At 69.4% G+C, this 24,215-nt stretch carries 21 protein-coding genes and 2 tRNA genes; 12 read left to right on the top strand and 11 right to left on the bottom strand.

The features are described 5' to 3' along the window. Positions 1-193: 193 nt before the first annotated feature. The 6 genes from rsmG to rpmH all read right to left on the bottom strand — a co-directional run bounded on the left by rsmG (position 194) and on the right by rpmH (position 3,751). Positions 194-910 carry a 16S rRNA (guanine(527)-N(7))-methyltransferase RsmG gene (gene rsmG, locus ACZ6JY_RS05905; RefSeq protein WP_469192629.1) on the bottom strand — a complete coding sequence of 239 codons (717 nt, stop codon included), beginning with the start codon at positions 908-910 and terminating at the stop codon, positions 194-196. A gap of 101 nt (positions 911-1,011) precedes the next feature. Then, positions 1,012-1,545 carry a Jag family protein gene (locus tag ACZ6JY_RS05900; protein ID WP_469192627.1) on the bottom strand — a complete coding sequence of 178 codons (534 nt, stop codon included), beginning with the start codon at positions 1,543-1,545 and terminating at the stop codon, positions 1,012-1,014. Positions 1,546-1,559: 14 nt separating this feature from the next. Continuing rightward, positions 1,560-2,864 (bottom strand): membrane protein insertase YidC, encoded by a 1,305-nt coding sequence (yidC, locus tag ACZ6JY_RS05895; RefSeq protein WP_469192625.1) that lies wholly within the window; start codon positions 2,862-2,864, stop codon positions 1,560-1,562. Positions 2,865-2,867: 3 nt separating this feature from the next. Next, positions 2,868-3,224 (bottom strand): membrane protein insertion efficiency factor YidD, encoded by a 357-nt coding sequence (yidD, locus tag ACZ6JY_RS05890; RefSeq protein ID WP_447038551.1) that lies wholly within the window; start codon positions 3,222-3,224, stop codon positions 2,868-2,870. Next, positions 3,221-3,592, bottom strand: coding sequence for a ribonuclease P protein component (gene rnpA, locus ACZ6JY_RS05885; RefSeq protein ID WP_447038550.1), 372 nt, complete (start codon positions 3,590-3,592; stop codon positions 3,221-3,223). The genes yidD and rnpA overlap by 4 nt, the downstream gene beginning before the upstream one ends. 21 nt (positions 3,593-3,613) lie before the next feature. Further along, positions 3,614-3,751 carry a 50S ribosomal protein L34 gene (rpmH, locus tag ACZ6JY_RS05880; RefSeq protein ID WP_006381191.1) on the bottom strand — a complete coding sequence of 46 codons (138 nt, stop codon included), beginning with the start codon at positions 3,749-3,751 and terminating at the stop codon, positions 3,614-3,616. Between the two features lie 367 nt (positions 3,752-4,118). Between rpmH and dnaA the strand changes: the two genes are divergently transcribed. From dnaA to ACZ6JY_RS05835, 9 genes are all read left to right on the top strand, one after another. Beyond that, complete coding sequence (dnaA, locus tag ACZ6JY_RS05875) at positions 4,119-6,002, top strand: chromosomal replication initiator protein DnaA (protein ID WP_469192623.1); 1,884 nt, start codon at positions 4,119-4,121, stop codon at positions 6,000-6,002. A 955-nt stretch (positions 6,003-6,957) separates the two neighbouring features. Continuing rightward, positions 6,958-8,088, top strand: coding sequence for a DNA polymerase III subunit beta (gene dnaN / locus ACZ6JY_RS05870; RefSeq protein WP_469192621.1), 1,131 nt, complete (start codon positions 6,958-6,960; stop codon positions 8,086-8,088). 90 nt (positions 8,089-8,178) lie between these two features. Continuing rightward, the gene (gene gnd, locus ACZ6JY_RS05865) at positions 8,179-9,063 is read left to right on the top strand and encodes a phosphogluconate dehydrogenase (NAD(+)-dependent, decarboxylating) (protein WP_469192619.1); all 885 of its coding nucleotides are present in this window, start codon (positions 8,179-8,181) and stop codon (positions 9,061-9,063) included. An 81-nt stretch (positions 9,064-9,144) separates the two neighbouring features. Further along, positions 9,145-10,266: a DNA replication/repair protein RecF gene (gene recF, locus ACZ6JY_RS05860; protein WP_469192617.1), complete on the top strand. Its 1,122-nt coding sequence runs from the start codon at positions 9,145-9,147 to the stop codon at positions 10,264-10,266. Beyond that, positions 10,263-10,820, top strand: coding sequence for a DciA family protein (locus tag ACZ6JY_RS05855; protein ID WP_469192615.1), 558 nt, complete (start codon positions 10,263-10,265; stop codon positions 10,818-10,820). The genes recF and ACZ6JY_RS05855 overlap by 4 nt, the downstream gene beginning before the upstream one ends. Before the next feature lie 265 nt (positions 10,821-11,085). Further along, positions 11,086-13,155 (top strand): DNA topoisomerase (ATP-hydrolyzing) subunit B, encoded by a 2,070-nt coding sequence (gene gyrB, locus ACZ6JY_RS05850; protein WP_469192613.1) that lies wholly within the window; start codon positions 11,086-11,088, stop codon positions 13,153-13,155. Between the two features lie 43 nt (positions 13,156-13,198). Beyond that, a complete protein-coding gene (gene gyrA / locus ACZ6JY_RS05845; protein WP_469192611.1) occupies positions 13,199-15,802 on the top strand; it encodes a DNA gyrase subunit A in 2,604 nt (867 codons plus the stop codon). A gap of 18 nt (positions 15,803-15,820) precedes the next feature. Further along, positions 15,821-16,483, top strand: a complete 663-nt coding sequence (locus ACZ6JY_RS05840) for a DUF3566 domain-containing protein (RefSeq protein ID WP_469192608.1) — start codon at positions 15,821-15,823, stop codon at positions 16,481-16,483. 278 nt (positions 16,484-16,761) lie between these two features. Further along, a tRNA-Ile gene (locus ACZ6JY_RS05835) sits at positions 16,762-16,835 on the top strand. Between the two features lie 227 nt (positions 16,836-17,062). Here ACZ6JY_RS05835 and ACZ6JY_RS05830 read toward each other — a convergent pair. After that, positions 17,063-17,395, bottom strand: a complete 333-nt coding sequence (locus tag ACZ6JY_RS05830) for a DUF6344 domain-containing protein (protein ID WP_469192607.1) — start codon at positions 17,393-17,395, stop codon at positions 17,063-17,065. Positions 17,396-17,709: 314 nt separating this feature from the next. Here ACZ6JY_RS05830 and ACZ6JY_RS05825 point away from each other — a divergent pair, with 314 nt between their 5' ends. Together ACZ6JY_RS05825 and ACZ6JY_RS05820 are read left to right on the top strand one after the other, a co-directional pair. Beyond that, positions 17,710-17,838 (top strand): DLW-39 family protein, encoded by a 129-nt coding sequence (locus tag ACZ6JY_RS05825; protein WP_003999697.1) that lies wholly within the window; start codon positions 17,710-17,712, stop codon positions 17,836-17,838. 577 nt (positions 17,839-18,415) lie between these two features. Next, complete coding sequence (locus ACZ6JY_RS05820) at positions 18,416-19,753, top strand: hypothetical protein (RefSeq protein ID WP_469192605.1); 1,338 nt, start codon at positions 18,416-18,418, stop codon at positions 19,751-19,753. On the opposite strand, the gene ACZ6JY_RS05815 is transcribed toward ACZ6JY_RS05820, so the two are convergent. Together ACZ6JY_RS05815 and ACZ6JY_RS05810 are read right to left on the bottom strand one after the other, a co-directional pair. After that, positions 19,719-21,605, bottom strand: coding sequence for a serine/threonine-protein kinase (locus tag ACZ6JY_RS05815; protein WP_469192603.1), 1,887 nt, complete (start codon positions 21,603-21,605; stop codon positions 19,719-19,721). The genes ACZ6JY_RS05820 and ACZ6JY_RS05815 overlap by 35 nt on opposite strands. A gap of 49 nt (positions 21,606-21,654) precedes the next feature. After that, complete coding sequence (locus ACZ6JY_RS05810; RefSeq protein WP_469192601.1) at positions 21,655-22,203, bottom strand: helix-turn-helix domain-containing protein; 549 nt, start codon at positions 22,201-22,203, stop codon at positions 21,655-21,657. Between the two features lie 182 nt (positions 22,204-22,385). Between ACZ6JY_RS05810 and ACZ6JY_RS05805 the strand changes: the two genes are divergently transcribed. Next, positions 22,386-22,458 (top strand) — tRNA-Ala (locus tag ACZ6JY_RS05805). A 96-nt stretch (positions 22,459-22,554) separates the two neighbouring features. Here ACZ6JY_RS05805 and ACZ6JY_RS05800 read toward each other — a convergent pair. Then, on the bottom strand, positions 22,555-23,481 hold the full coding sequence (locus ACZ6JY_RS05800) for an urease accessory protein UreD (RefSeq protein WP_469192600.1): 927 nt from the start codon (positions 23,479-23,481) through the stop codon (positions 22,555-22,557). Beyond that, a complete protein-coding gene (ureG, locus tag ACZ6JY_RS05795; RefSeq protein ID WP_469192598.1) occupies positions 23,478-24,173 on the bottom strand; it encodes an urease accessory protein UreG in 696 nt (231 codons plus the stop codon). Before ureG ends, ACZ6JY_RS05800 begins: the two co-directional genes overlap by 4 nt. Positions 24,174-24,215: the final 42 nt, after the last annotated feature.

The raw sequence follows: 24,215 nt of genomic DNA, 5'->3' as shown, positions 1-24,215 counted from the left end.
GCGAGGTTCCGCAGCGCGGCCGCGATTGATGATGCCATGCAGCAGTGAGCGACGTTTCACGTGAAACACGATGCACGGCAGCCGGGGTGCCGCTGGTGCGACACCCCGGTGTGCGTACGTATGGCGGCTTGTGTGGCACACGGCCTGTCGCCAGGACGGATCAGTGGCGGCGAGCCCGAGCAGACGGCCTCCGTCAGCGGCGTCGCCGCACGCGACCGGTCCTGGCCGCCTTGGCGCGCTTCGCGGCGAAGCGCACACCGCCGGGGCTCTCCCCGACCTCGACGCGCACGACGGTGGACAGCGGGTCCACCACGCCCTCGCCGACATGGAGGACCGAGGTGTCCACTGCCCCGAGCTTGCTCAGGGCGGCCCCTGCCCCCTTGACCTCTTCCTCGGCGGTGTCGCCCTTGAGGAGCAGCATCTCTCCGTACGGCCGCAGCAGAGGCACACCCCAGGCCGCGAGGCGATCCAGGGGAGCGACGGCCCGGGCCGTGACGACATGGACGGGCGGCAGCTTGCCGAGGACTTCCTCCGCGCGGCCCCGCACGACCGTCACATGGTCGAGGCCGAGCAGTTCGACGACCTCGGTGAGAAAGTTCGTGCGCCGCAGCAGGGGCTCAAGGAGCGTGATCTTCAGGTCCGAGCGGACGAGAGCGAGCGGGATGCCGGGGAGCCCGGCGCCCGAGCCGACGTCGCACACGGTCACGCCCTCAGGCACGACCTCGGACAGCACCGCGCAGTTGAGCATGTGCCGCTCCCAGAGCCGGGGCACCTCGCGAGGGCCGATCAGGCCACGCTGTACCCCCGCCTCGGCGAGCAGCTCCGCATACCGGACCGCGTCCGGAAAGCGATCGCCGAATACAGTCCGGGCCTCTTCAGGCGCCGGGGGGAGCTCCGCTGCCTCCGTCACGGGGACCGTCCTTCCGTACCGCACTGGGGTGGCTGACTATCGGGCTGACAAAGACCGGCCCCGCCTGCGAACAGACGGGGCCGGAGGTACGCGAATGCCGCTCAGGCGGGGAGGACGACGACGAAGCGCTGCGGCTCCTCGCCCTCGGACTCGCTGCGCAGGCCGGCGGCCTTGACCGCGTCGTGCACGACCTTGCGCTCGAACGGCGTCATGGCCTTGAGCTTGAGCGACTCACCGGAGCTCTTCACCTCGGCCGCGGCCTCGGCGCCGAGCTCCGAGAGCTCCTCGCGCTTCTTGGCACGGTAGCCCGCGATGTCCAGCATGAGGCGGCTGCGGTCACCGGTCTCGCGGTGCACGGCGAGACGCGTGAGCTCCTGAAGCGCCTCCAGGACCTCCCCGTCCCGGCCGACCAGCTTCTGCAGGTCGCGGGTCGCGGTGTCACTGATGATCGAGACAGCGGCCCGGTCGGCCTCGACGTCCATGTCGATGTCGCCGTCGAGATCGGCGATGTCGAGCAGACCCTCGAGGTAGTCCGCCGCGATCTCCCCCTCCTGCTCGAGGCGGGTGAGGGTGTCGCCGGCCTCGGCCTCGATCTCAGTCTCGGCCTCGGCGGAGGTGGTGGTGCCTTCCGTCACGGGAGGGGCTCCTTCTACTTCTTGGAGGACGGGTGCTTGGGCCGCTGCTGGCCCTTGCGCTGCTGTCCCGACTTGGCTTTGCTGCGGGTACCGGAGCCGGGCTTGTTGCCCGTCGTGCTGCTGCCCGCCGGCGTGGTCTTCGGGGCAGCGTCCTCAGGCTGGTCCTGGGCCTTCTCCAGCGACATCTTGGGTTCCGCCTCGTCGTCCGCCTTGGCGGCGCCCTGCGCCGTGGCGGACTGGCGCTTGGCCTTGCTCTGCCGCTTGGGCTGCTGGCGCTTGGGGCCGCCCGCGGGGGTGCCGCCCTCTTCGCTGTCGGCGACGACCGTGGTCTCGCTCTCCACCACGGTGCCGTCGGCCTGGGCCGCGAGGCCCGCCTTGGTCAGACCGTTGATGAACTTGCGCTCGAACTCGTTGCGGTCCCGGCCCTTGGCGACGATCGCCTTGATGACGTTCGTGTTGCCACGCCCCCGCACCTTCTTGTTGTGCGTGATCTGCTTCTGCAGGCGCTCCAGGAACGAGGCCTGAGCCTTGGAACCCGGCGTCGGGTTCCTGCGGATGACGAACATCTGCTGGCCCATGGTCCACACGTTGGTGGTCAGCCAGTAGACGAGGACACCGACGGGGAAGTTGATGCCGAAGACGGCGAACATGATCGGGAAGACGTACATCAGCATCTTCTGCTGCTGCATGAACGGCGTCTTGACCGTGGTGTCCACGTTCTTCGTCATCAGCTGGCGCTGGGTGAAGAACTGCGAGGCCGACATCAGGATGATCATGATCGCGGTGACCACGCGGACGTCCGTCAGCGTGGCGCTGAGGGAGGCGACCTTGTCGGCGCTGTCGGTGAACTTGGCGGCGAGCGGTGCGCCGATGATGTGCGCCTTACGCGCGCTCTCCAGCAGCTGATCGTCGATGACGCCGATCGTCTTGCCCGTCGCGATGCCGTTCAGCACGTGGTACAGGGCGAAGAAGAACGGAGACTGCGCCAGGATGGGAAGGCACGAGGAGAGCGGGTTGGTACCCGACTCCTTGTACAGCTTCATCATCTCTTCGGACTGGCGCTGCTTGTCGCTCTTGTAGCGCTCCTGGATCTTCTTCATCTCGGGCTGGAGCGTCTGCATCGCCCGAGTGGCCTTGATCTGCTTCACGAAGAGCGGGATCAGACAGATGCGGATCAGGATCACCAGGGACACGATGGACAGGCCCCAGGCCCAGCCCGTGTCGGGACCGAAGATCTTCCCGTACACCGAGTGGAACTGGACGATGACCCACGAAACTGGTGTCGTGATAAAGCTGAAGAGACTGGCAATCGTGTCCACTAATCAGGCTCCTTGAGCATGGGACGGGGTCTCGGTCTCGGCGGCCGTGTCCGGAGGGAGAACCCCGGTCGGCGCGCCTGCGGCGGAGGTCCCGCCCTTGCGCCCGCGCCATGAGGCGCGCAGCATCTCGTGCCACCGCGGACGCTTGCGCGGCGGCACATGGTCGACACCACCGAGCGACCACGGATTGCACCGCAGGATGCGCCAGGCCGTCAGCGCCGTTCCCTTGAGCGCACCGTGCCGGTCGATGGCCAGGTAGCCGTAGCGGGAACACGACGGGTAGTACTTGCACACCGGGCCCAGCAGTGGACTGATCGTCCACTGGTACAGCTTGATCAGGGCCAGCAGCGGGTACTTCATCGCGCGCCCCCTCCCAGCAGCCGCTGCAAGGCGGTGTCCAGGTCTCGGGCCAGCTGTGCATGGTCGGCGTCGCCCGCTCCGGGCAGCGCTCGTACGACTACCAGGCTACCGGGGGGCACGGAGGCCAGCCGGTCGCGCATGAGATGGCGAAGCCTGCGCTTCACCGTGTTCCGTACGACCGCGTTGCCCACGGCCTTGCTGACGACGAAACCCGCACGTGTCGGGGGAAGGGTCTCCCCAGGCACGTGCGGGTCCGTTGCGCCGCTGCGTAGATGGACGACGAGAAGCGGGCGTCCGGCCCGGCGTCCTCGGCGTACCGCGGTCGCGAAGTCTTCGCGCCGCCTCAGCCGATGCTCGGTAGGCAGCACGACGTCATGACCTGACTGTTATCAGGCGGAAAGGCTGGCGCGACCCTTGCCACGACGGTTCGCGAGAATCGCGCGACCGGCACGGGTGCGCATCCGCAGGCGGAAGCCGTGGGTCTTGGCACGACGACGGTTGTTCGGCTGGAAGGTGCGCTTGCTCACTCGGGGGCTCCAGAAATGATCGTTTGGTGGCGGGACATCGCCTGGCTGTCACCGTGCGCCCACGAGAAGCTCGCGTATACGCACCGAGTGCACCGCTTCACAATCACAGATCGTGATCTTTGCCCATCGGAGGCAGGCGGCAGCAGCCATCGACAACTCGACCTGGTCACGGTACGCGGGGCTGCGCCACGCGGTCAAACCGGCCTTCGGGGGGAGACACTGTGCACAGCCTGTGGACAACAACTTGAACCGCAGCCGTCGCCCTGACTACCGTGGCTCAACTCCGATTCGTTCCCTTCCACCTCCCCATCCCGATTTCCGTCCCCGGAACCACACCTTCGTGGGACCCCGTGAGAGAGCGTGCCCTGTGGCTGACGTACCTGCCGATCTTGCCGCAGTGTGGCCACGAGTTCTGGAGCATCTGCTGGGGGAAGGGCGCGGGCAGGGCGTCGAGGCGAAGGACGAGAGGTGGCTGCGCAGCTGTCAGCCCCTGGCCCTGGTCGCCGACACCGCTCTCCTGGCCGTGCCGAACGAATTCGCCAAGGGCGTACTCGAAGGCCGGCTCGCGCCCGTGGTCAGCGAGACCCTCAGCCGCGAGTGCGGCCGTCCGATCCGCATCGCGATCACCGTCGACGACTCGGTCGGCGAACCGGCGGGCCCGATGCAGCAGCCCGGCCAGCACCAGCAGCACCACCAGCAGCAGCAGCAGCAACAGCACTACGAAGAGCACGAGCTGCCGGCCTCCGGCCAGGGACGCGACGCGTACGACAGCTATGGGCGCCGCCCCTCGGACGAACACCAGAACGGCCCCCGCTCCGACCAGCAGCTGCCGACCGCCCGCCCGGCCTACCCGGACTACCAGCGCCCGGGCCCCGGAGCATGGCCGCAGCACCAGCAGCACCAGCAGCAGAGCGACTACGGCTGGCAGCAGCCCCGCCTCGGCTTCCCCGACCGTGATCCGTACGCGAACCCGGTGCAGCAGCCGCAGCGCGACTACCGCGGCCAGCCGTCGCACGAGCGCTCCCCCTATGAGCAGCAGCGCGAGCAGCAGGACCGGCGTGATCGGCACGACATGTCCGAACCGCCCGGCGACCACCGCGGCGGCGGGCACGGCGGCCACGGCGTGCACCGGGGCGGTCCCGTCGGGCCCACCTCGTCGAGCGGCGCCCCCGGCCCGCTGGCCGCGCAGCCCGCGCCCGCGACCGGGCCGGGCGAGCCCACCGCGCGGCTGAACCCCAAGTACCTCTTCGACACCTTCGTCATCGGGGCGTCGAACCGCTTCGCGCACGCGGCGGCGGTGGCCGTCGCCGAGGCGCCGGCCAAGGCCTACAACCCCCTCTTCATCTACGGGGAGTCCGGGCTCGGCAAGACGCACCTGCTGCACGCCATCGGGCACTACGCCCGCAGCCTCTACCCCGGCACGCGCGTGCGTTACGTGAGCTCGGAGGAGTTCACCAACGAGTTCATCAACTCCATCCGCGACGGCAAGGGCGACAGCTTCCGCAAGCGCTACCGCGAGATGGACATCCTGCTCGTCGACGACATCCAGTTCCTCGCGGACAAGGAGTCGACGCAGGAGGAGTTCTTCCACACGTTCAACACGCTCCACAACGCGAACAAGCAGATCGTGCTCTCCAGCGACCGGCCGCCCAAGCAGCTCGTCACCCTGGAGGACCGGCTGCGCAACCGCTTCGAGTGGGGTCTGATCACCGACGTCCAGCCGCCCGAGCTGGAGACGCGTATCGCGATCCTCCGTAAGAAGGCGGTGCAGGAGCAGCTCAACGCGCCCCCCGAGGTGCTCGAGTTCATCGCGTCGCGGATCTCGCGGAACATCCGTGAGCTGGAGGGCGCGCTGATCCGCGTCACGGCGTTCGCCTCGCTCAACCGTCAGCCGGTGGACCTCGGGCTCACCGAGATCGTGCTCAAGGACCTGATCCCCGGCGGCGAGGACGCGGCCCCGGAGATCACGGCGACGGCCATCATGGCGGCGACCGCCGACTACTTCGGGCTGACGGTGGACGACCTGTGCGGGTCCTCCCGCAGCCGGGTCCTGGTGACGGCACGCCAGATCGCCATGTACCTGTGCAGGGAGCTGACCGACCTCTCCCTGCCGAAGATCGGCGCGCAGTTCGGCGGCCGCGACCACACGACGGTCATGCACGCGGACCGCAAGATCCGCGCGCTGATGGCCGAGCGGCGCTCGATCTACAACCAGGTCACCGAGCTCACCAACCGCATCAAGAACGGCTGACGTACGCGGCGACACGCCGTCGAGAAGCGCCCCGGGGACGACTCCCGGGGCGCTTTTTCGTCGCCCACGCGCGCGTGAGGGCCGCTTCTACGCCCCCGTGGAGCCCGTTTTCCCGTGCGCCGAGCCCCCTCCGACCGCACACCGCCCTCGTACGAGGAGCCCTCGCTGTTCGATTTCCCCAGCTCAAGGCCGGGTTCTCCACAGATGTGCGAACTTTCTCGCTTCCACACCCTGGGGACTGAGAAGTTGTCCAGACGCTGTCCACAGGCGGCGCGACTGAGAGATCATCAGACCAGGTCAAGTGGCTGGGGATTCGTGGACAAAAGTTCTCCACAGCCTGTGGATGAAATTTTCTTCCACAGGCTGTGCACGACGTTGTCCACCGGCGGCCCACAGGCGCGGGCCGGTTGTCCCCAGCTTTCCCCAGCTTCTCCACACGGCTGTCCACTGTTCGGCAACGCGACGCGCCTCCTCACCGGGTCGAGTGAAAGGCGTCACACCGAGGTGGTCGGTTGCCCTGTGGGGAAGCCGGGAAAAACTGGGGACGACGCTGGGGAGAAGTGGCCCTTGCCTGTGCACCGGTTGTGCAGAACTTTCGCCCGTCCACAGAAACACCTGGTTTTCCACGGGTGCCGCCCACAGGCGCGGTGGATAAAAAACCGGGCCTGACCAGCGCTTTCGCGGTTATCCACGGTTTCCACAGCCCCTACTACTACTGACAACTAGAGAGTCCGGGGAAATCGTTTGGAAGTGGGGCCTGTGCACAACTCTCGCTCCGAGGCCCCGAGACCGCTCGGCACGACTTGACCCCGACAGGCACCGACTGTCAGTGCGGTGCGTCAGACTGTTCCCCGGTGTCCTTCCCACGGCATGGCTGAGAGACACCGAGTCAGACGACGAGGGCCACAGGTCCAGCGGGCGAGAGCAGCCAGCAACAGCAGGAGGGCGGCTAACGGTGAAGATCCGGGTTGAACGCGACGTACTCGCGGAGGCGGTGGCCTGGGCGGCACGCAGCCTCCCGGCCCGGCCGCCAGCGCCTGTCCTCGCGGGCCTGCTGCTGAGGGCCGAGGAAGGCGCACTGAGCCTGTCGAGCTTCGACTACGAGGTCTCGGCCCGCGTCTCGGTGGACGCGGAGATCGACGAAGAGGGCACGGTCCTCGTGTCCGGCCGGCTGCTCGCGGACATCTGCCGCGCGCTCCCCAACCGCCCGGTGGAGATCTCCACGGACGGCGTGCGGGCGACGGTGGTCTGCGGCTCCTCGCGATTCACACTCCACACGCTTCCTGTGGAGGAGTACCCCGCGCTGCCGCAGATGCCGACCGCGACGGGCACCGTCCCCGGTGAGGTCTTCGCCTCCGCCGCGGCGCAGGTGGCCATCGCCGCGGGCCGCGACGACACGCTGCCCGTGCTGACCGGCGTACGCATCGAGATCGAGGGCGACACGGTCACCCTGGCCTCCACCGACCGCTACCGCTTCGCGGTCCGCGAGTTCCTGTGGAAGCCGGAGAACCCCGAGGCGTCCGCTGTGGCGCTCGTGCCCGCCAAGACGCTCCTGGACACCGCCAAGGCGCTCACGAGCGGCGACACGGTCACCCTGGCGCTCTCCGGGTCCGGTGCGGGCGAGGGCCTGATCGGTTTCGAGGGCGCGGGACGGCGTACGACGACGCGGCTCCTCGAGGGCGACCTGCCGAAGTACAAGACGCTCTTCCCCACGGAGTTCAACTCGATCGCGGTCATCGACACCGCGCCGTTCGTCGAGGCCGTGAAGCGTGTGGCCCTGGTGGCCGAGCGGAACACCCCGGTCCGGCTCAGCTTCGAGCAGGGCGTGCTGATCCTGGAGGCCGGTTCCAGCGACGACGCACAGGCTGTGGAAAGGGTCGACGCCCAGCTCGAGGGCGACGACGTTTCGATCGCCTTCAACCCGACGTTCCTGCTCGACGGCCTGAGCGCGATCGACTCCCCGGTCGCCCAGCTGTCGTTCACGACCTCCACGAAGCCCGCGCTGCTGAGCGGCAGGCCGGCCGCGGACGCCGAGGCGGACGACGCCTACAAGTACCTGATCATGCCCGTACGTCTGAGCGGCTGAGCCCACAGGTGTGAGCGTGTGTCCGGGCGTAGGCTCGGACGCGGGTACGAAAGTGCCCGTAACGCCACGTCGCTAGTGAAGGAACCTCTGATGGAGCTCGGTCTCGTCGGCCTTGGCAAGATGGGCGGCAACATGCGCGAGCGCATCCGCCGCGCAGGTCACACCGTCATCGGATACGACCGCAATCCGGATCTCGCGGATGTCCACAGCCTGGAAGAGCTTGTGGGCGAACTCAAGGGCCCCCGGGTCGTCTGGGTGATGGTCCCGGCCGGGGCCGCGACCCAGGCCACCATCGACGAGCTCGCCGAGCTCCTCCAGCCCGGAGACGTCGTCGTGGACGGCGGCAACAGCCGCTGGACGGACGACGAGAAGCACGCCGAGGAGCTGAAGGCCAAGGGCATCGGCTTCGTCGACTGCGGCGTCTCGGGCGGCGTCTGGGGCCTGGAGAACGGCTACGCGCTGATGTACGGCGGCGAAGCCGACGACATCGCGAAGGTCCAGCCGGTCTTCGACGCCCTCAAGCCCGAGGGCGACTTCGGCTCCGTGCACGCCGGCAAGGTCGGCGCGGGCCACTTCTCGAAGATGGTCCACAACGGCATCGAGTACGCCATGATGCAGGCCTACGCCGAGGGCTGGGAGCTCCTGGAGAAGGTCGACTCCGTCACGGACGTGCGCGAGGTCTTCCGCTCCTGGCAGGAGGGCACGGTCATCCGTTCCTGGCTGCTCGACCTCGCGGTCAACGCCCTGGACGACGACGAGCACCTGGAGCGACTGCGCGGCTTCGCGCAGGACTCCGGTGAGGGCCGGTGGACGGTGGAGGCCGCCATCGACAACGCCGTGCCGCTGCCCGCGATCACGGCCTCGCTCTTCGCCCGTTTCGCCTCGCGCCAGGACGACTCCCCGCAGATGAAGATGATCGCCGCGCTGCGCAACCAGTTCGGCGGCCACGCGGTGGAGTCCAAGAGCGAGCACTGATCCACAGCCTGTGGGGAACTCCAGCGGTTTCCCACAGGCCTCGAAGCAAGTGAAGTAGGCCGGGGGAGGTCGGCGAACACCATGCACGTCACGCATCTCTCGCTGGCCGACTTCCGCTCGTACGCCCGGGTCGAGGTCCCTCTCGATCCGGGCGTCACCGCGTTCGTGGGGCCCAACGGCCAGGGCAAGACCAACCTCGTCGAGGCCGTCGGCTACCTCGCCACGCTCGGCAGCCACCGCGTCTCCTCGGACGCGCCGCTCGTCCGCATGGGCGCCGAGCGCGCCGTCGTGCGGGCCGCGGTCCGGCAGGGCGAGCGCCAGCAGCTCATCGAGCTCGAACTCAACCCCGGCAAGGCCAACCGCGCCCGTATCAACAGGTCCTCGCAGGTCAGACCGCGTGACGTGCTGGGCATCGTGCGTACGGTCCTGTTCGCCCCCGAGGACCTCGCGCTGATCAAGGGCGACCCCGGAGAGCGGCGGCGGTTCCTGGACGAGCTGGTCACCGCGCGCTCCCCGCGCATGGCCGGCGTCCGCTCCGACTACGACCGGGTGCTCAAGCAGCGCAACACCCTGCTGAAATCGGCCGCCCTCGCCCGGCGCCACGGCGGGCGGTCCATGGACCTGTCCACGCTCGACGTCTGGGACCAGCACCTCGCGCGCGTGGGCGCCGAGCTGCTCGCCCAGCGGCTCGACCTCATCTCCACGCTCCAGCCGCTCGCCGACAAGGCGTACGAGCAGCTCGCGCCCGGCGGCGGTCCCGTCTCCCTGGAGTACAAGCCGTCCGCGCCCGGCGAGGGCCACACGCGCGAGACGCTGTACGAGCAGCTCATCGCCGCCCTCGAAGAGGTCCGCAAGCAGGAGATCGAGCGCGGCGTGACCCTGGTCGGCCCGCACCGCGACGACCTGCTGCTCAAACTGGGCCAGCTCCCCGCCAAGGGGTACGCGAGCCACGGCGAGTCCTGGTCGTACGCCCTGGCGCTGCGCCTGGCCTCGTACGACCTGCTCAGGGCCGAGGGCAACGAACCGGTGCTCATCCTGGACGACGTCTTCGCGGAGCTGGACACCCGCCGCAGGGAGCGGCTCGCGGAGCTGGTGGCCCCGGGCGAGCAGGTCCTGGTCACCGCCGCGGTGGACGACGACGTCCCCGGCGTCCTCGCCGGCACGCGGTACGTGGTGTCGGACGGCGCGGTGGACCGCGTATGAGCACCGAGGAGCCCGCCAAGGGCGGCCCCGCCGACCCGGGGGCGCCCAAGCCGCCCGAGCCCTCCGGCGTCGACCTCGCCAGGGTCGCCCTGCGGGCGGCGAAGGAACAGGCACGCGCGCGTGGGGACGCCGCCCAGCAGAAGAAGCAGGCGCGCCGCGGCGGGCTGCGCTCCGGGGCGCGGTCCGACGGACGCGACCCGCTGCCGCTCGGCTCCGCCATCAACCGTCTGATCACCGAGCGCGGCTGGGAGACCCCGGCGGCGGTCGGCGGTGTCATGGGCCGCTGGCCGCAGATCGTCGGCGGCGACCTGGCCAATCACTGTGTGCCGCAGAAGTACGACGAGGACGAGCGTGTCCTGACCGTGCAGTGCGACTCGACGGCCTGGGCGACGCAGCTGCGCCTCATGGCCCCGCAGCTCGTCGCGCGCCTCAACGAGGACCTGGGCCACGGCACCGTCCGCCTCATCAAGGTGCTCGGTCCCCAGGGCCCCTCGCACCGCTTCGGCCCCTTGCGCGCCCCGGGAAGCACGGGCCCCGGGGACACCTACGGCTGAGGCCCCCGGGGGCGGTAGCTGGGGGTTGACGGCCCGAAGCGCTGAGTGCCGCTGTGAGCCCTTTGGAGCCCCGTTCCGTATATGGGGAGTCGGCCGAGTCCCGTTCAGGACGGCACATGCGGACTCAGGTACCGGCAAACCCCCATCACTGTCAGCGCTACCGGTAGACTGGGAGCTAATCCCGCCCCACTTGTGGGTCGCACCGAGCAACGCTGACTATCGCTGAACGACGCAGCCGCTCCGGCCACGGCCGGGAGCTTGGCTTGTGCTGTGCCAGAAAGGGCGCTTCGTGGCCGATTCCGGCAACCCCAACGAGAACATCCCGTCCACCGCCGCCGGCGTCACCAGCGAGGCCCCGCCCTCGTACGACGCCAGCGCGATCACCGTCCTCGAGGGTCTGGACGCGGTCCGCAAGCGACCCGGCATGTACATCGGCTCCACCGGTGAGCGCGGTCTGCACCACCTCGTGCAGGAAGTCGTCGACAACTCCGTGGACGAGGCGCTGGCCGGTCACGCGGACGCGATCGACGTCACGATTCTCGCCGACGGCGCCGTCCGCGTGATCGACAACGGCCGTGGCATCCCGGTGGGCATCCACCCCGTCGAGAAGAAGCCGGCCGTCGAGGTCGTGCTCACCGTGCTGCACGCGGGCGGCAAGTTCGGCGGCGGCGGTTACGCCGTCTCCGGTGGTCTGCACGGCGTCGGTGTCTCCGTCGTGAACGCCCTGTCCACCAAGCTGTCGGTCGAGATCTGGACCGAGGGCTACCGCTGGACGCAGGACTACAAGACGGGTGCGCCGACCGCCCCCCTGGAGCGGCACGAGGCCACCGACCGGACCGGTACCTCGGTCACCTTCTGGGCCGACGGCGACATCTTCGAGACCACCGAGTACTCCTTCGAGACGCTCGCGCGGCGCTTCCAGGAGATGGCCTTCCTCAACAAGGGCCTGACGATCAAGCTCACCGACGAGCGCGAGTCGGCCAAGGCCACGGTGGGCGCCGACTCGGCCGAGGCGACCGACGACGAGGCCGCCGAGGCCCGTACGGTGACGTACCACTACGAAGGCGGCATCGTCGACTTCGTGAAGTACCTCAACTCCCGCAAGGGCGAGGTCATCCACCCCACCGTCATCGACGTGGAGGCCGAGGACAAGGAGCGCCTGCTCTCGGCCGAGATCGCGATGCAGTGGAACTCGCAGTACACCGAGGGCGTGTACTCCTTCGCGAACACGATCCACACGCACGAGGGCGGTACGCACGAGGAGGGCTTCAGGGCCGCGCTGACGGGCCTGGTCAACCGCTACGCGCGCGAGAAGAAGCTGCTGCGCGAGAAGGACGACAACCTCACGGGCGAGGACGTCCGCGAGGGTCTGACGGCGATCATCTCGGTGAAGCTGGGCGAACCCCAGTTCGAGGGCCAGACGAAGACCAAGCTGGGCAACACGGAGGCCAAGACCTTCGTCCAGAAGGTCGTCCACGAGCACCTCACGGACTGGTTCGACCGCAACCCCAACGAGGCCGCGGACATCATCCGCAAGGGCATCCAGGCCGCCACGGCCCGCGTCGCCGCCCGCAAGGCGCGCGACCTGACCCGCCGCAAGGGCCTCCTGGAGACGGCGTCCCTGCCGGGCAAGCTGAGCGACTGCCAGTCGAACGACCCGACGAAGTGCGAGATCTTCATCGTCGAGGGCGACTCGGCCGGTGGCTCCGCGAAGTCCGGCCGTGACCCGCAGTACCAGGCGATTCTGCCCATCCGAGGCAAGATCTTGAACGTCGAGAAGGCGCGCGTCGACAAGATCCTCCAGAACCAGGAAGTGCAGGCGCTGATCTCGGCCTTCGGCACCGGTGTGCACGAGGACTTCGACATCGAGCGGCTCCGCTATCACAAGATCATCCTGATGGCGGACGCCGACGTCGACGGCCAGCACATCAACACGCTGCTCCTGACGTTCCTGTTCCGCTTCATGCGGCCGCTCGTCGAGCACGGGCACGTCTACCTGTCGCGTCCGCCGCTCTACAAGATCAAGTGGAGCCGGGACGACTTCCAGTACGCGTACTCCGACCGTGAGCGCGACGCCCTGGTGGAGATCGGCCGCCAGGCCGGCAAGCGCATCAGGGACGACTCGGTCCAGCGCTTCAAGGGCCTCGGCGAGATGAACGCCGAGGAACTGCGCATCACGACGATGGACCAGGAACACCGCGTGCTCGGCCAGGTCACCCTGGACGACGCGGCACAGGCCGACGACCTCTTCTCGGTGCTGATGGGAGAGGACGTCGAGGCACGGCGCTCGTTCATCCAGCGCAATGCCAAGGACGTCCGCTTCCTCGACATCTGAGTCGGCCCGTACAAGCCGCACCTCGAAAGGACTTTGACCAGCAATGGCCGACGAGAACACCCCTGTGACGCCCGAAGAGGAGCCCGCCGTTCCCGGCGTGGGCATGCGCGTCGAGCCCGTCGGGCTCGAAACGGAGATGCAGCGCTCCTACCTCGACTACGCGATGTCCGTCATCGTCTCGCGTGCGCTGCCCGACGTACGGGACGGCCTGAAGCCCGTGCACCGCCGCGTCCTGTACGCGATGTACGACGGCGGCTACCGCCCCGAGAAGGGCTTCTACAAGTGCGCCCGCGTCGTCGGCGACGTCATGGGCACCTACCACCCGCACGGCGACTCCTCCATCTACGACGCCCTGGTGCGCCTCGCCCAGCCGTGGTCGATGCGGATGCCGCTGGTGGACTCCAACGGCAACTTCGGCTCCCCGGGCAACGACCCGGCGGCCGCCATGCGGTACACCGAGTGCAAGATGGCGCCGCTGGCCATGGAGATGGTCCGTGACATCGACGAGGAGACCGTCGACTTCACGGACAACTACGACGGCCGCAACCAGGAGCCGACGGTCCTGCCCGCCCGCTTCCCGAACCTGCTGATCAACGGCTCGGCGGGCATCGCGGTCGGCATGGCCACCAACATCCCGCCGCACAACCTCCGCGAGGTCGCGGCGGGCGCCCAGTGGGCCCTGGAGCACCCCGAGGCCTCCCACGAGGAGCTGCTCGACGCGCTCATCGAGCGCATCAAGGGCCCGGACTTCCCGACCGGCGCACTGGTGGTGGGCCGCAAGGGCATCGAGGAGGCCTACCGCACGGGCCGTGGCTCCATCACGATGCGCGCCGTCGTCGCGGTCGAGGAGATCCAGAACCGCCAGTGCCTGGTCGTCACCGAGCTGCCGTACCAGACCAACCCGGACAACCTCGCGCAGAAGATCGCCGACCTGGTCAAGGACGGCAAGGTCGGCGGCATCGCCGACGTCCGCGACGAGTCCTCCTCGCGCACCGGCCAGCGCCTCGTCATCGTCCTGAAGCGTGACGCGGTCGCCAAGGTCGTGCTGAACAACCTCTACAAGCACACCGACCTCCAGTCGAACTTCAGCGCCAACATGCTGGCCCTGGTCGACGGCGTGCCGCGCACCCTGTCGCTGGACGCGTTCATCCGGCACTGGGTCACGCACCAGGTCGAGGTCATCGTCCGGCGCACGAAGTACCGGCTGCGCAAGGCCGAGGAGCGGGCGCACATCCTGCGCGGCCTCCTCAAGGCCCTGGACGCCATCGACGAGGTCATCGCGCTCATCCGGGCCAGCCAGACCGTCGACGTCGCGCGCGAGGGCCTGATGGGCCTGCTCTCGATCGACGAGATCCAGGCCAACGCCATCCTCGAGATGCAGCTGCGCCGGCTCGCCGCCCTGGAGCGCCAGAAGATCGTCGCCGAGCACGACGAGCTCCAGGCGAAGATCAACGAGTACAACGCGATCCTGGCCTCGCCCGAGAGGCAGCGCCAGATCATCAGCGAGGAGCTCGCGGCGATCGTCGACAAGTTCGGCGAGGACCGTCGCTCGGCGCTCGTGCCCTTCGACGGCGACATGTCCATGGAGGACCTGATCGCCGAAGAGGACATCGTCGTCACCATCACGCGCGGTGGCTACATCAAGCGCACCAAGACCGAGGACTACCGCTCGCAGAAGCGCGGCGGCAAGGGCGTGCGCGGCACGAAGCTGAAGCAGGACGACATCGTCGACCACTTCTTCGTGTCGACGACGCACCACTGGCTGCTGTTCTTCACGAACAAGGGCCGCGTCTACCGCGCCAAGGCGTACGAACTGCCCGACGCCGGCCGCGACGCGCGCGGCCAGCACGTGGCCAACCTCCTCGCCTTCCAGCCGGACGAGCAGATCGCCGAGATCCTCGCGATCCGTGACTACGAAGCGGTGCCCTACCTGGTGCTCGCCACCAAGGGCGGCCTCGTGAAGAAGACATCGCTCAAGGACTACGACTCGCCCCGCTCGGGCGGTGTCATCGCGATCAACCTCCGTGAGACGGCGGACGGTTCGGACGACGAGCTGATTGGCGCCGAGCTGGTCTCCTCCGAGGACGACATCCTGCTCATCAGCAAGAAGGCCCAGTCGATCAGGTTCACCGCGACGGACGACGCGCTGCGCCCGATGGGCCGCGCCACGTCGGGCGTCAAGGGAATGAGTTTCCGCGACGGCGACGAACTGCTCTCGATGAATGTCGTCCGTCCAGGTACGTTCGTCTTCACCGCCACCGACGGTGGGTACGCGAAGCGCACCAACGTCGACGAGTACCGCGTCCAGGGTCGCGGTGGCCTCGGTATCAAGGCCGCCAAGATCGTGGAGGACCGCGGCGAGCTCGTGGGCGCCCTGGTGGTCGAGGAAACGGACGAGATTCTCGCCATCACGCTGGGCGGCGGTGTGATTCGTACGCGAGTCAACGAGGTCAGGGAGACGGGCCGTGACACCATGGGCGTCCAACTGATCAACCTGGGCAAGCGCGATGCCGTGGTCGGTATCGCTCGTAACGCCGAGGCCGGGCGCGAGGCCGAGGAAGTCGACGGAGACATCGTCGTCGACGACTCGGACGGCGGCGAGCCGGTCGCCGGTACGGACGAGGGCACGGATTCCTCGGCCGAGTAGCGCGAGGAGTGAGTCATCGTGAGTGGAGCCACGGGTGCCGGGGCGAATCGGACCGGTACGACCGGCACAAAGGGTGCCCGTGGCTCCGCCACTGATGCACAGAGCTCCCATGAGTCTCATGGATCCCAGGGGGGAACTGTGACGGACACCCGAGGGTCGGCGAAGGGCGTACAGGACGGCGGAGGTGCGCTCCCCGGGGAGCGCCAGCCGCAGCAGTCGTCCCAGCCGTACCACCCGCCGCAGGCGTACCAGCAGGAGGCCAAGACCGGCGCGGTGCGCAGGCCGCGGACGGGGGCGAGCACGGTGCCGCGCACCCGCAAGGCGCGGCTGCGGGTGGCCAAGGCCGACCCGTGGTCGGTGATGAAGGTCAGCTTCCTGCTCTCCATCGCGCTCGGCATCTGCACGATCGTCGCGGCCGCCGTCCTGTGGATGGTCATGGACGCGATGGGCGTCTTCTCGACCGTCGGCGGCACGATCTCCGAGGCGACGGGCTCGAACGAGTCCAACGGCTTCGACCTGCAGTCCTTCCTGTCGCTGCCGCGCGTCCTGATGTTCACGTCGATCATCGCCGTCATCGACGTCATCCTGGCGACGGCCCTGGCGACGCTCGGCGCCTTCATCTACAACCTCTCCGCGGGCTTCGTGGGCGGCGTCGAGCTGACGCTGGCGGAGGACGAGTAGCGGAGGCTTTGGCTGGGGTCGCGGCGCGGAGGCTTCGGCCGAGGCGGGTAGCGGAGGCTCTGGCTGGGGTCGAGCAGCGGAGGCTTTGGCTGAGGTCGAGGTAGCAGAGGCTCTGCTCGGTAGAGGCCGTGCGCGGCGGTTGCGACCGTCCTGCGTGCGGCCTTTTCGTCTGTCTGTACGCCCGCCGTTCTCCTCGCGCGGGTATCGATTTTGGGACTGGCAGGGACGTGCGCTAATCTTCAGAGGTCAGCGCGCGGGACATACACCGCAGGCGCGGCGGGGCTATAGCTCAGTTGGTTAGAGCGCATCCCTGATAAGGATGAGGCCACAGGTTCAAATCCTGTTAGCCCCACAGCATCAGAACCCCCAGTCTTCCGAGACTGGGGGTTCTTGCGTTGCGTTGTGGGTGAGGTGCTGACGTGCTTGGTGCTTGGTGTTTGGCGCTTGTGAGGCGGTACGGGGGCGGGGCGCCGTGGCGGTACGGGGGCGGGGCGCCGTGAATCGACGAAGGCCCCCAGCCGGGTGGCTGGGGGCCTCGGGAAGTTGTGTGGGCCTGGGAGGCGGGCGCTCGGCCGCGGGTTACGGCTCTGGCGCCAGGCCTGGCCCATGTGTGCTGGTGTCAGCCTCGGCTTCCATGTCCGTGGCGGGCAGGTGCCGGCAGCTGGGGGAGGAACCGTGCGCCTCGGCGCGGATCCGCTGCTTCATCGTCGGGGGCAGAGACCGTTCGTACGCCGCCTTCCAGATGGCGGCCATTGCCGGAGTGGGCGCACACACCGTCGCGTTGCGCTCGTTCGTGGCCTCCTGTACCGGCGTCGCCGCCGTGGCCGTCGTGGTGAATCCCAGCGCGGCGAAGAGCGCGAGGAAGGCGGTGACGATCGTGGTCCACAGCTTCATGGGCTTGTTTCCGGTCATGACCCCTCAATTCGGGTTGGGCGATTTGCGTACTTTCCTCATGATGTGTATGTGGGGTCGATAACGGTGGACCGACGCTCGTGGCGCATGGATGTTCCGATGAACACCACCCGTATGGACCCATAGGCGGAGAAAAGGCACCAGGAGCGGCGAAAGTCACATGGGGTGCGGTCCGCACGGAGTCCTGAGGTCCACTTGGATCGCTGCCCGGGGTGCGGTAGTTGGGGGTGGATCCAGGTCACCGATCGATATCGATCGGTGTGTATAGTCGGGCGCCAGAAGTCTCCTACGTCAAGGAAAGACGAGGTCGCGCGGTGAAGAAGCTTCTCCTGGTCGCACTGGCCGCCATCGGCGGGCTCCTCGTGTACCGCCAGATCCAGGCGGATCGCGCCGAGCAGGATCTGTGGACGGAGGCGACTGACTCCGTGCCCACGGGTTCTTGAGTCAGCAACAACCGTTACTTCACGAGCCCCGGTCGCTTCTGCGGCCGGGGCTTTGTGTTGCTCCGGGGGCCGTGTTGCGGGCTCGGGGCTTCTGAGGTAGCCGGATTCACTGGCGCGAATTGGTTGGTTGCGTTAGCGAATGGGTGACGGGGTCCGGTTGCGGTGTCGGCGGCCTCGTGGTGGTGTCCGTGCCGGTTCGGGCGGGCAGGACGCTCGGGATGGGTGGGACAGCTGATGTCGCGACGAGGGGTGGCGCGTGATGTGGCGGGGGCGGGGTCGGGCGCGAGGGCCTGGCGGAGGCCGGGGAGCGGCTGAGGGGGGCCGGGGCAGCCGGGCGGTTTCGTCGGTGGCGTCGGTGGGGGTCGTGGTGGCGTCGGCTGCCTTGGCGGTGGGGTTTCAGGGGCAGGCCGTGGCTACGGGGGTCGTTCCTTCAGGACAGGCCGTGGTCGCAGGGGCGGCGTTCCCAGGGCGGGCCATGGCCGCAGGGGCGGTTCCTCCAGGACGGTCCCTGGCTGCGGGGTCGGCGTTTCCAGGGCGGTTCGCCGCGGGGGCAGCGTTTCCGGGGCAGGCCGTGGCCGTGGGGGCGCCCAGCCCGTATGTCTTTGCCGAGGGGGCGGAGACGGTCGACGGTGCGAGCAGCAACGTCGAGGGGCACCGGCTGCGCCCGGGGAGCACGTACAGAAGCTCCCTCCCGCGCGCGGGACAGCTCTATTACCGCATGGACCTCAAGGCCACGGAGAGCGCGTACGTCTCGGCGACCGCGGTGCCACGGCTCGGTACCCGCGTCTCGTACGCCGACGGCATCGAAGTGTCCGTACAGGACGCCGACGGCAACAATTGCAGCCCCGTGGAGGCGCAGAAGGCGCGCTTCGGGGCCTCGGAGAGCCCGCGCCCCATCACGGCCACGGCCGCGCGCCGGACCGGGCCCGACGAGCCGAGCTGTGCGGGAGGCGGCACCTACTACGTGCTCGTCGAGCGGACCGGCGCTCCGGAGTCCTCCCGGGAGGACTGGGACCTGGAGCTGCGCGTCGCGTCGGAACCCGCGCTGCGAGCGCCGGGCGCGACGGCGCCACCGCGGACCTGGAACTCCGCGACCCCCGTGCCGCCGTCCGGCGAGCGGAAACGGCGTGCGGGCGGCACGAGTTACAACACGGCGCGTGCGCTGGAGAACGGCGTATGGGGGGACAGCGTCACGCCGGGCCAGACCCTCTACTACCGCGTGCCGGTCGACTGGGGACAGCAGCTCTCCGTCAGCGCGGAGCTGGGCACCTCGGACGGCGGCCGGCGCGGCACAGCGGGCCCCGCGACCCCTCGCGGGAGGGGGTACGTCTCGCCCGGGCTCGTCATGACGCTGGCCAATCCGGTGCGCGCCGAGGTTGAAGACGCGGATACGGCGTACGACGGGAAGCAGAAGTCGGCGGCTCTGGAGCCGCTGGCACCGGTCGCCTACGAGAACCGCTTCGCCACGGCGGACGCGGTGTCCGCGATGCGGTTCGCCGGCTGGTACTACGTGTCGATCCACCTCAGCCCGGAGGTCGCGGAGAAGTTCGGCGAGGCCCCGCTGGAGCTCACGCTGCGCGTGGACGTCGCCGGAGACCCGCTGCCGGGCCCTTCCTACGCGGGTTCGCCGCTGCCCGCCGAGGAGTTCGGCGTCACGGAAAGGGACACGGAGGCCGCGAGGCGGGGGGAGACGGCTGCGGGGGACGACGCGGGCACGGGTGACGGTGACGACCCGGTCATGGCGGCCGTCGCGGCCGGGGGCATCGGAACCGGGGTGGCGCTGCTCGCGGTACTCGGCGTGTGGACGCTGACGGCTCGCCGCAGAGCCGCCGGGGGCGCGGCGTCGGGGGCTGCTTCGGCCCCCACTTCGGACGCGCCGGTCAGAGCCGCGTCAGGGCCCAGACACCGACGGTGAGGCACACCAGCGCGGCGAGCAGCATCGGAATCGCGACCTTCGCGGGCGGTCCCGGGCGGCGACGCGGGGCGGGGGCGTAGGGCGTGCCTGCGAGGGGAGCCTGGGGGACCCGGGGGGTGGGCACGTACGTGGGTTCGGGCGCGGGCGCCGAGGCGGATGCCGAGAGGGGCAGCGGTGCGGGGGGAGTGGCTGGCTGCGGCGGTTGCTGAGGGGAGCACTGAGCGGAGCACTGAGGGGGGTGCTGATCGGGTTGCCGAGGGGGCTGGAGGGGCGGAGGCAGACGAAAGCTGCCCGTATCGGAGCCGACGGAGCTGGCGGAGCCGACCGGGCCGACCGGTGACGTCGTCTGCGCCGGAAGCGCCGCAGGAGCCGAAGCCGCTGGGGATGCCGTGGGTGCGGGGGGCGTAGTAGGAGGCGTGGGGGGCGCCTGGATATGAGCGGGACCTGGCGTCGGGCCGTGACCGGGAGCGTGGCCGTGGCCGGGAGCGTGACCGTGAGCGTGGGCCGGGCCATGACCAGCAGCCGGAGCCGGAGCCGAAGCTGGTGCCGAAGCGGGGTCGAATCCGGTAGCCGAAGCCGCGCCATGAACGGCAGCCGGAGCCGGGCCGGAGCCGTTGGCCGGAGCTGCGCCAGGACCGTTGGCCGAAGCCGAGCCGGAGCCGCTGGCTGAAGCCGCGCCATAGCCGGCGGCCGAAGCCGCACCAGAACCATCACCCGAAGCCGCACCGGAACCGCCAGCCGAAGCCGCGCCGAAACCGTCACCCGAAGCCGGGCCATGACCGTCAGCCGAAGCCTTGCCCGAGCCGTTGCCCGAAGCCGGGCCGAAACCGTCACCCGAGGTCGAGCCATGATCAGCCGCCGCCGGGCCCCAGGGCGGCTTCGGTGGTCCGACCGAGGACATGTCGGAGACCTCGTACGCCTGATGAGTGCGCAGGTGGCCGGGCGTGGCTCCCGGCGGCCGGGGAGTGGAGGTCAGAGGGCCGGCGGGGCCGAATCTCGCGGGCAGCGGTCCGAGCTGGTCGAAGATTTCGACGAGTTCGTCGTCCGGGCCCGGCTCCGGCAGCATCTCCGCGGCCGACGCGAGGGCCTTGCGGGCCCCGGTGGCGGTGCGGAAGCGGGTCTGCGGGTCCGGCTGGAGCAGCGTGGCGAGGACTTGCCACAGTGGCTCAGGGACGCCCCGTGGAGCGCTCGGAGTCCCCTGCTCGGCAAAGCGTTCGATCAACGCCTTGGCGTCCGGCTTGCCTCCCTCCAGGAGATACAGGGCGACAAGGCCCACGGCGAAGAGATCCGCCGTGAAGTCCGGTTCGGCGCCCAGCATCTGCTCGGGGGCGAAGTACCCGGGCGTTCCCACGACATAGTCGGTCTCGGTCAGCCGCGGCTCGCCCTTGCGCATCGATATGCCGAAGTCCGACAGGCGCAGATGCGGGCGCCCGGTGCCGGTGGCTTCGAGCAGGATGTTGGCCGGTTTGATGTCGCGGTGCACGACCCCCTCGGCATGGACGGCCGCGAGCCCCGAGAGGAGCTGGTCGAGGAGTGCGCAGGCGAAGCGGAGCGGCAGCGGGCCGTAGTCCCCGATGACGTGCGCCAGCGAGCCGCCGGCGACCAGGTCCATGGTGAACAGGACCTTGTCGTCGTCGGCGGCCCAACTGGCGGGGGCGAGCACATGCGGATGGTCGATCCGCATGGCCTGCTCCCGGACGAACCGCAACAGGGAGTGCGCGTCGCTCTGCCGCAGCACCTTGGCGGCCACGTAGCGGCGCCGCCGGTGGTCCCAGGCGCGCCAGACCGATCCGACTCCCCCGTGTCCGATCGGATCGACCAGTTCGTACCGGCCGGCGAAGACCTCACCCATGGTCGCGTTCCGCTCCCCTTCCGGGCCGCGCGGTGGCCCGGTCGACGGATCAGCTCTGATGCGCCTCGTAGTGGGCCACCGCGTCCGCGGTGCGCCCGGCGCCGTACACCCTGAGGAACTCTGCCAGCTCCGGGTGGGTGGGGGCGAGGGAGTCCGCGGCATCGATGATGTCACCGGCGGCCGACACCGAGCGCAGCAGTGACTGGATCTCGCGCACCACGCGCTTGACCGTGGGCGCGCCCGAACCGGTCGCCGTCTGCGAGGTGTTGGTCAGTACGGAACCGCCCTGGGACTTCTTGATCTCGTCCATGCGGTCGGTGGCCTCGGCGGCGCTCACGCTGCCGTCCGCCACCTGGCCCGACAGCTCCTGGAGGAGCTGTACGCGCTGGACGACCGCGGGGTTGCCGATCTTGGCCCGCTGACCGCTCATCAGCTGGGACAGCATGGGTGCGGAGAGACCGAGTACTCCGGCGAGACGCGCCTGATTCAGGCCCAGATCATCGATGAGTCGACGGAAGAGCGCCCCCAGCGGCTCCCCGTACCAGTTCCGCTGGAGCTCCCGTGCTCTCGCGGTGGTGTCCTGCTGTGCGGCGTCCATTGCGTCTCCCCATCGCTTCCCCTAAGACCGTGCTTCGCTGCCGCGAACCACGTCGTGCATCTTACGGAGCGTGGTCGTTGACCGGGAGCCCCAATCCTTTTGCGGGATCAGGGGGGAGACCCGGTACTCTGGTCCCCGGTGCACGCCGGGGAAGTGATTCTTCCGGTGGTCGCGTCGTTAGCGGGGCCTTAGCTCAGTTGGTAGAGCGCTGTCTTTGCATGGCAGATGTCAGGGGTTCGACTCCCCTAGGCTCCACTTATCAAATGCCCTCCGACCTGCGGATACGCAGTTTCGGAGGGCATTTTTCATGCCCGGCGGCGGGCACGTCGGTCCCGGGTACGTCGGTCCCGGCTACATGCTCCTGATGTGTTCGAGGGCCGTGTCCAGGAGCTCGCTCACGTGGTGGAGGGCCGGGGCGGTGGCGGTGGCCAGGTAGGCGGGGTGCCGGGCGAGCGGGGTGAGGACGGCGTGGCCCTTCTCGGGGTCCTCGCCGATGAGGACCGTCGGGCGTCCGGGGGTGAGGTGGGGGTCCACGACGAGGAGCTGCCCGGTGGCACGGTGTCCGCCCAGCACGGCGGGGCCGTCCCATGCCGGTGCCGTCCCGCCGTAGGCCGTCCGCTGGTCGATGACGGGACGGCCGCCCCGGCGCACGGTGAGGCGGGTGGTGAGGTGGCCGGGGGGCTCGGGGATGCGCCCGAGGAGTTGCTCCTCGCGCAGGATGACGCCGGCGGTGGCCGCGAGGTCGACGGTGCAGGTCTGGTGCAGGGTGCTGCCCTGGGTGCTGGTCAGGGCTTTGGGGAGCCACGTCAGCATGGCGTGGTCGGCGACGGTGAGACGGACGTCGTAGGTGGCGGGGGCGGCGGTGGCACCGGGCAGCGCGATGGCGGCGGTGGCCGTGGACACCTCCAGCTTGGCGTGTTCCTCGACAGTGATGTCGAGGGCGAGGCGGTCTCCGCCGAGTGGCGCGCACATGGAGCTGAGCACGCTGACCCGGGCCCAGTCGCCGTGGGGCCGCTTCTGGTTCAGGTGGAAGGGGCCGCTGTTGCGCAGAAGCGGGACGGTGGTGGTGGAGCCGTCGTGGACGGCCCTGATGAAGGCGGTGGCCCGTACTCCGGAGAGTGCGGGGTCCGTGGCGTGCGTCCGCCCGGCGGTGGGTGTCGCCTGCGTCCGACCGCCGCCCGTCCCGCCCTCTTCGGCGACCGGCGCCGACGCCGACGCGGGGTGTTCCGCTGTGGATGCGGGGCCCCCGCTCGGTGCGGTGGCTGCCGTGGCTGTCACGCGGCCGCCTCGGCGAGCCAGGCGGACAGGCATCCGTTGACCCAGTCGACGACCGGCCGGATGCCGTCGTCCGAGGTCAGGCAGGTGAAGGCGACGGGGAGCCCGCCGCGCTGCTTGTGCGCGTCGGCGGCCATGGCGGCCAGGTCGGCGCCGACGTACGGGGCGAGGTCGGTCTTGTTGATGACGAGGAGATCGGCGGTGGTGATGCCGGGGCCGCCCTTGCGGGGGATGTCGTCACCGCTGGAGACGTCGATGACGAACACCTGGTTGTCGACGAGCCCGCGGGAGAAGGTCGCGGTGAGGTTGTCGCCACCGGACTCGATGAGGATGAGGTCCAGCGGGTGCAGCGTCTCCTCCAGCTGTTCGACCGCTTCGAGGTTGGCGGAGATGTCGTCGCGGATGGCGGTGTGCGGACAGGCACCGGTCTCCACGGCGGTGATGCGCTCCGGCGGCAGTACGGCTTCGCGGAGCAGGAACTCGGCGTCTTCGCGGGTGTAGATGTCGTTGGTGACGACCGCGATGGACAACTGGTCGCGCAGTGCGCGGCACAGCGCGGCGACAGTGGCGGTCTTGCCGGATCCGACGGGCCCGCCCAGGCCGATGCGCAGGGCACGTCGGCTGCCGTCGGGGCGCAGCGCCTCGGCGCCGGGGGTGTGGTGGTGCGGCCTGGTCGTGTCGTGGTCGAGGTGCATGGGCGATCGATCCGATCGGTGCGGGGGGGGCAGGGGGTGGTG

Source organism: Streptomyces sp. NPDC046335, from assembly GCF_055587985.1.
The sequence above is the reverse complement of the archived record's forward strand: the minus strand, read 5'-3'. Positions and strand labels throughout refer to the sequence as shown.

Coding starts and splice junctions, on each gene's coding strand:
- gyrA (WP_469192611.1), top strand. CDS start 13,199: ATGGCCGACGAGAACACCCCTGTGACGCCCGAAGAGGAGCCCGCCGTT.
- recF (WP_469192617.1), top strand. CDS start 9,145: ATGCACGTCACGCATCTCTCGCTGGCCGACTTCCGCTCGTACGCCCGG.
- ACZ6JY_RS05815 (WP_469192603.1), bottom strand. CDS start 21,605: ATGGGTGAGGTCTTCGCCGGCCGGTACGAACTGGTCGATCCGATCGGA.
- ureG (WP_469192598.1), bottom strand. CDS start 24,173: ATGCACCTCGACCACGACACGACCAGGCCGCACCACCACACCCCCGGC.
- ACZ6JY_RS05855 (WP_469192615.1), top strand. CDS start 10,263: ATGAGCACCGAGGAGCCCGCCAAGGGCGGCCCCGCCGACCCGGGGGCG.
- yidD (WP_447038551.1), bottom strand. CDS start 3,224: ATGAAGTACCCGCTGCTGGCCCTGATCAAGCTGTACCAGTGGACGATC.
- ACZ6JY_RS05810 (WP_469192601.1), bottom strand. CDS start 22,203: ATGGACGCCGCACAGCAGGACACCACCGCGAGAGCACGGGAGCTCCAG.
- gnd (WP_469192619.1), top strand. CDS start 8,179: ATGGAGCTCGGTCTCGTCGGCCTTGGCAAGATGGGCGGCAACATGCGC.
- ACZ6JY_RS05830 (WP_469192607.1), bottom strand. CDS start 17,395: ATGACCGGAAACAAGCCCATGAAGCTGTGGACCACGATCGTCACCGCC.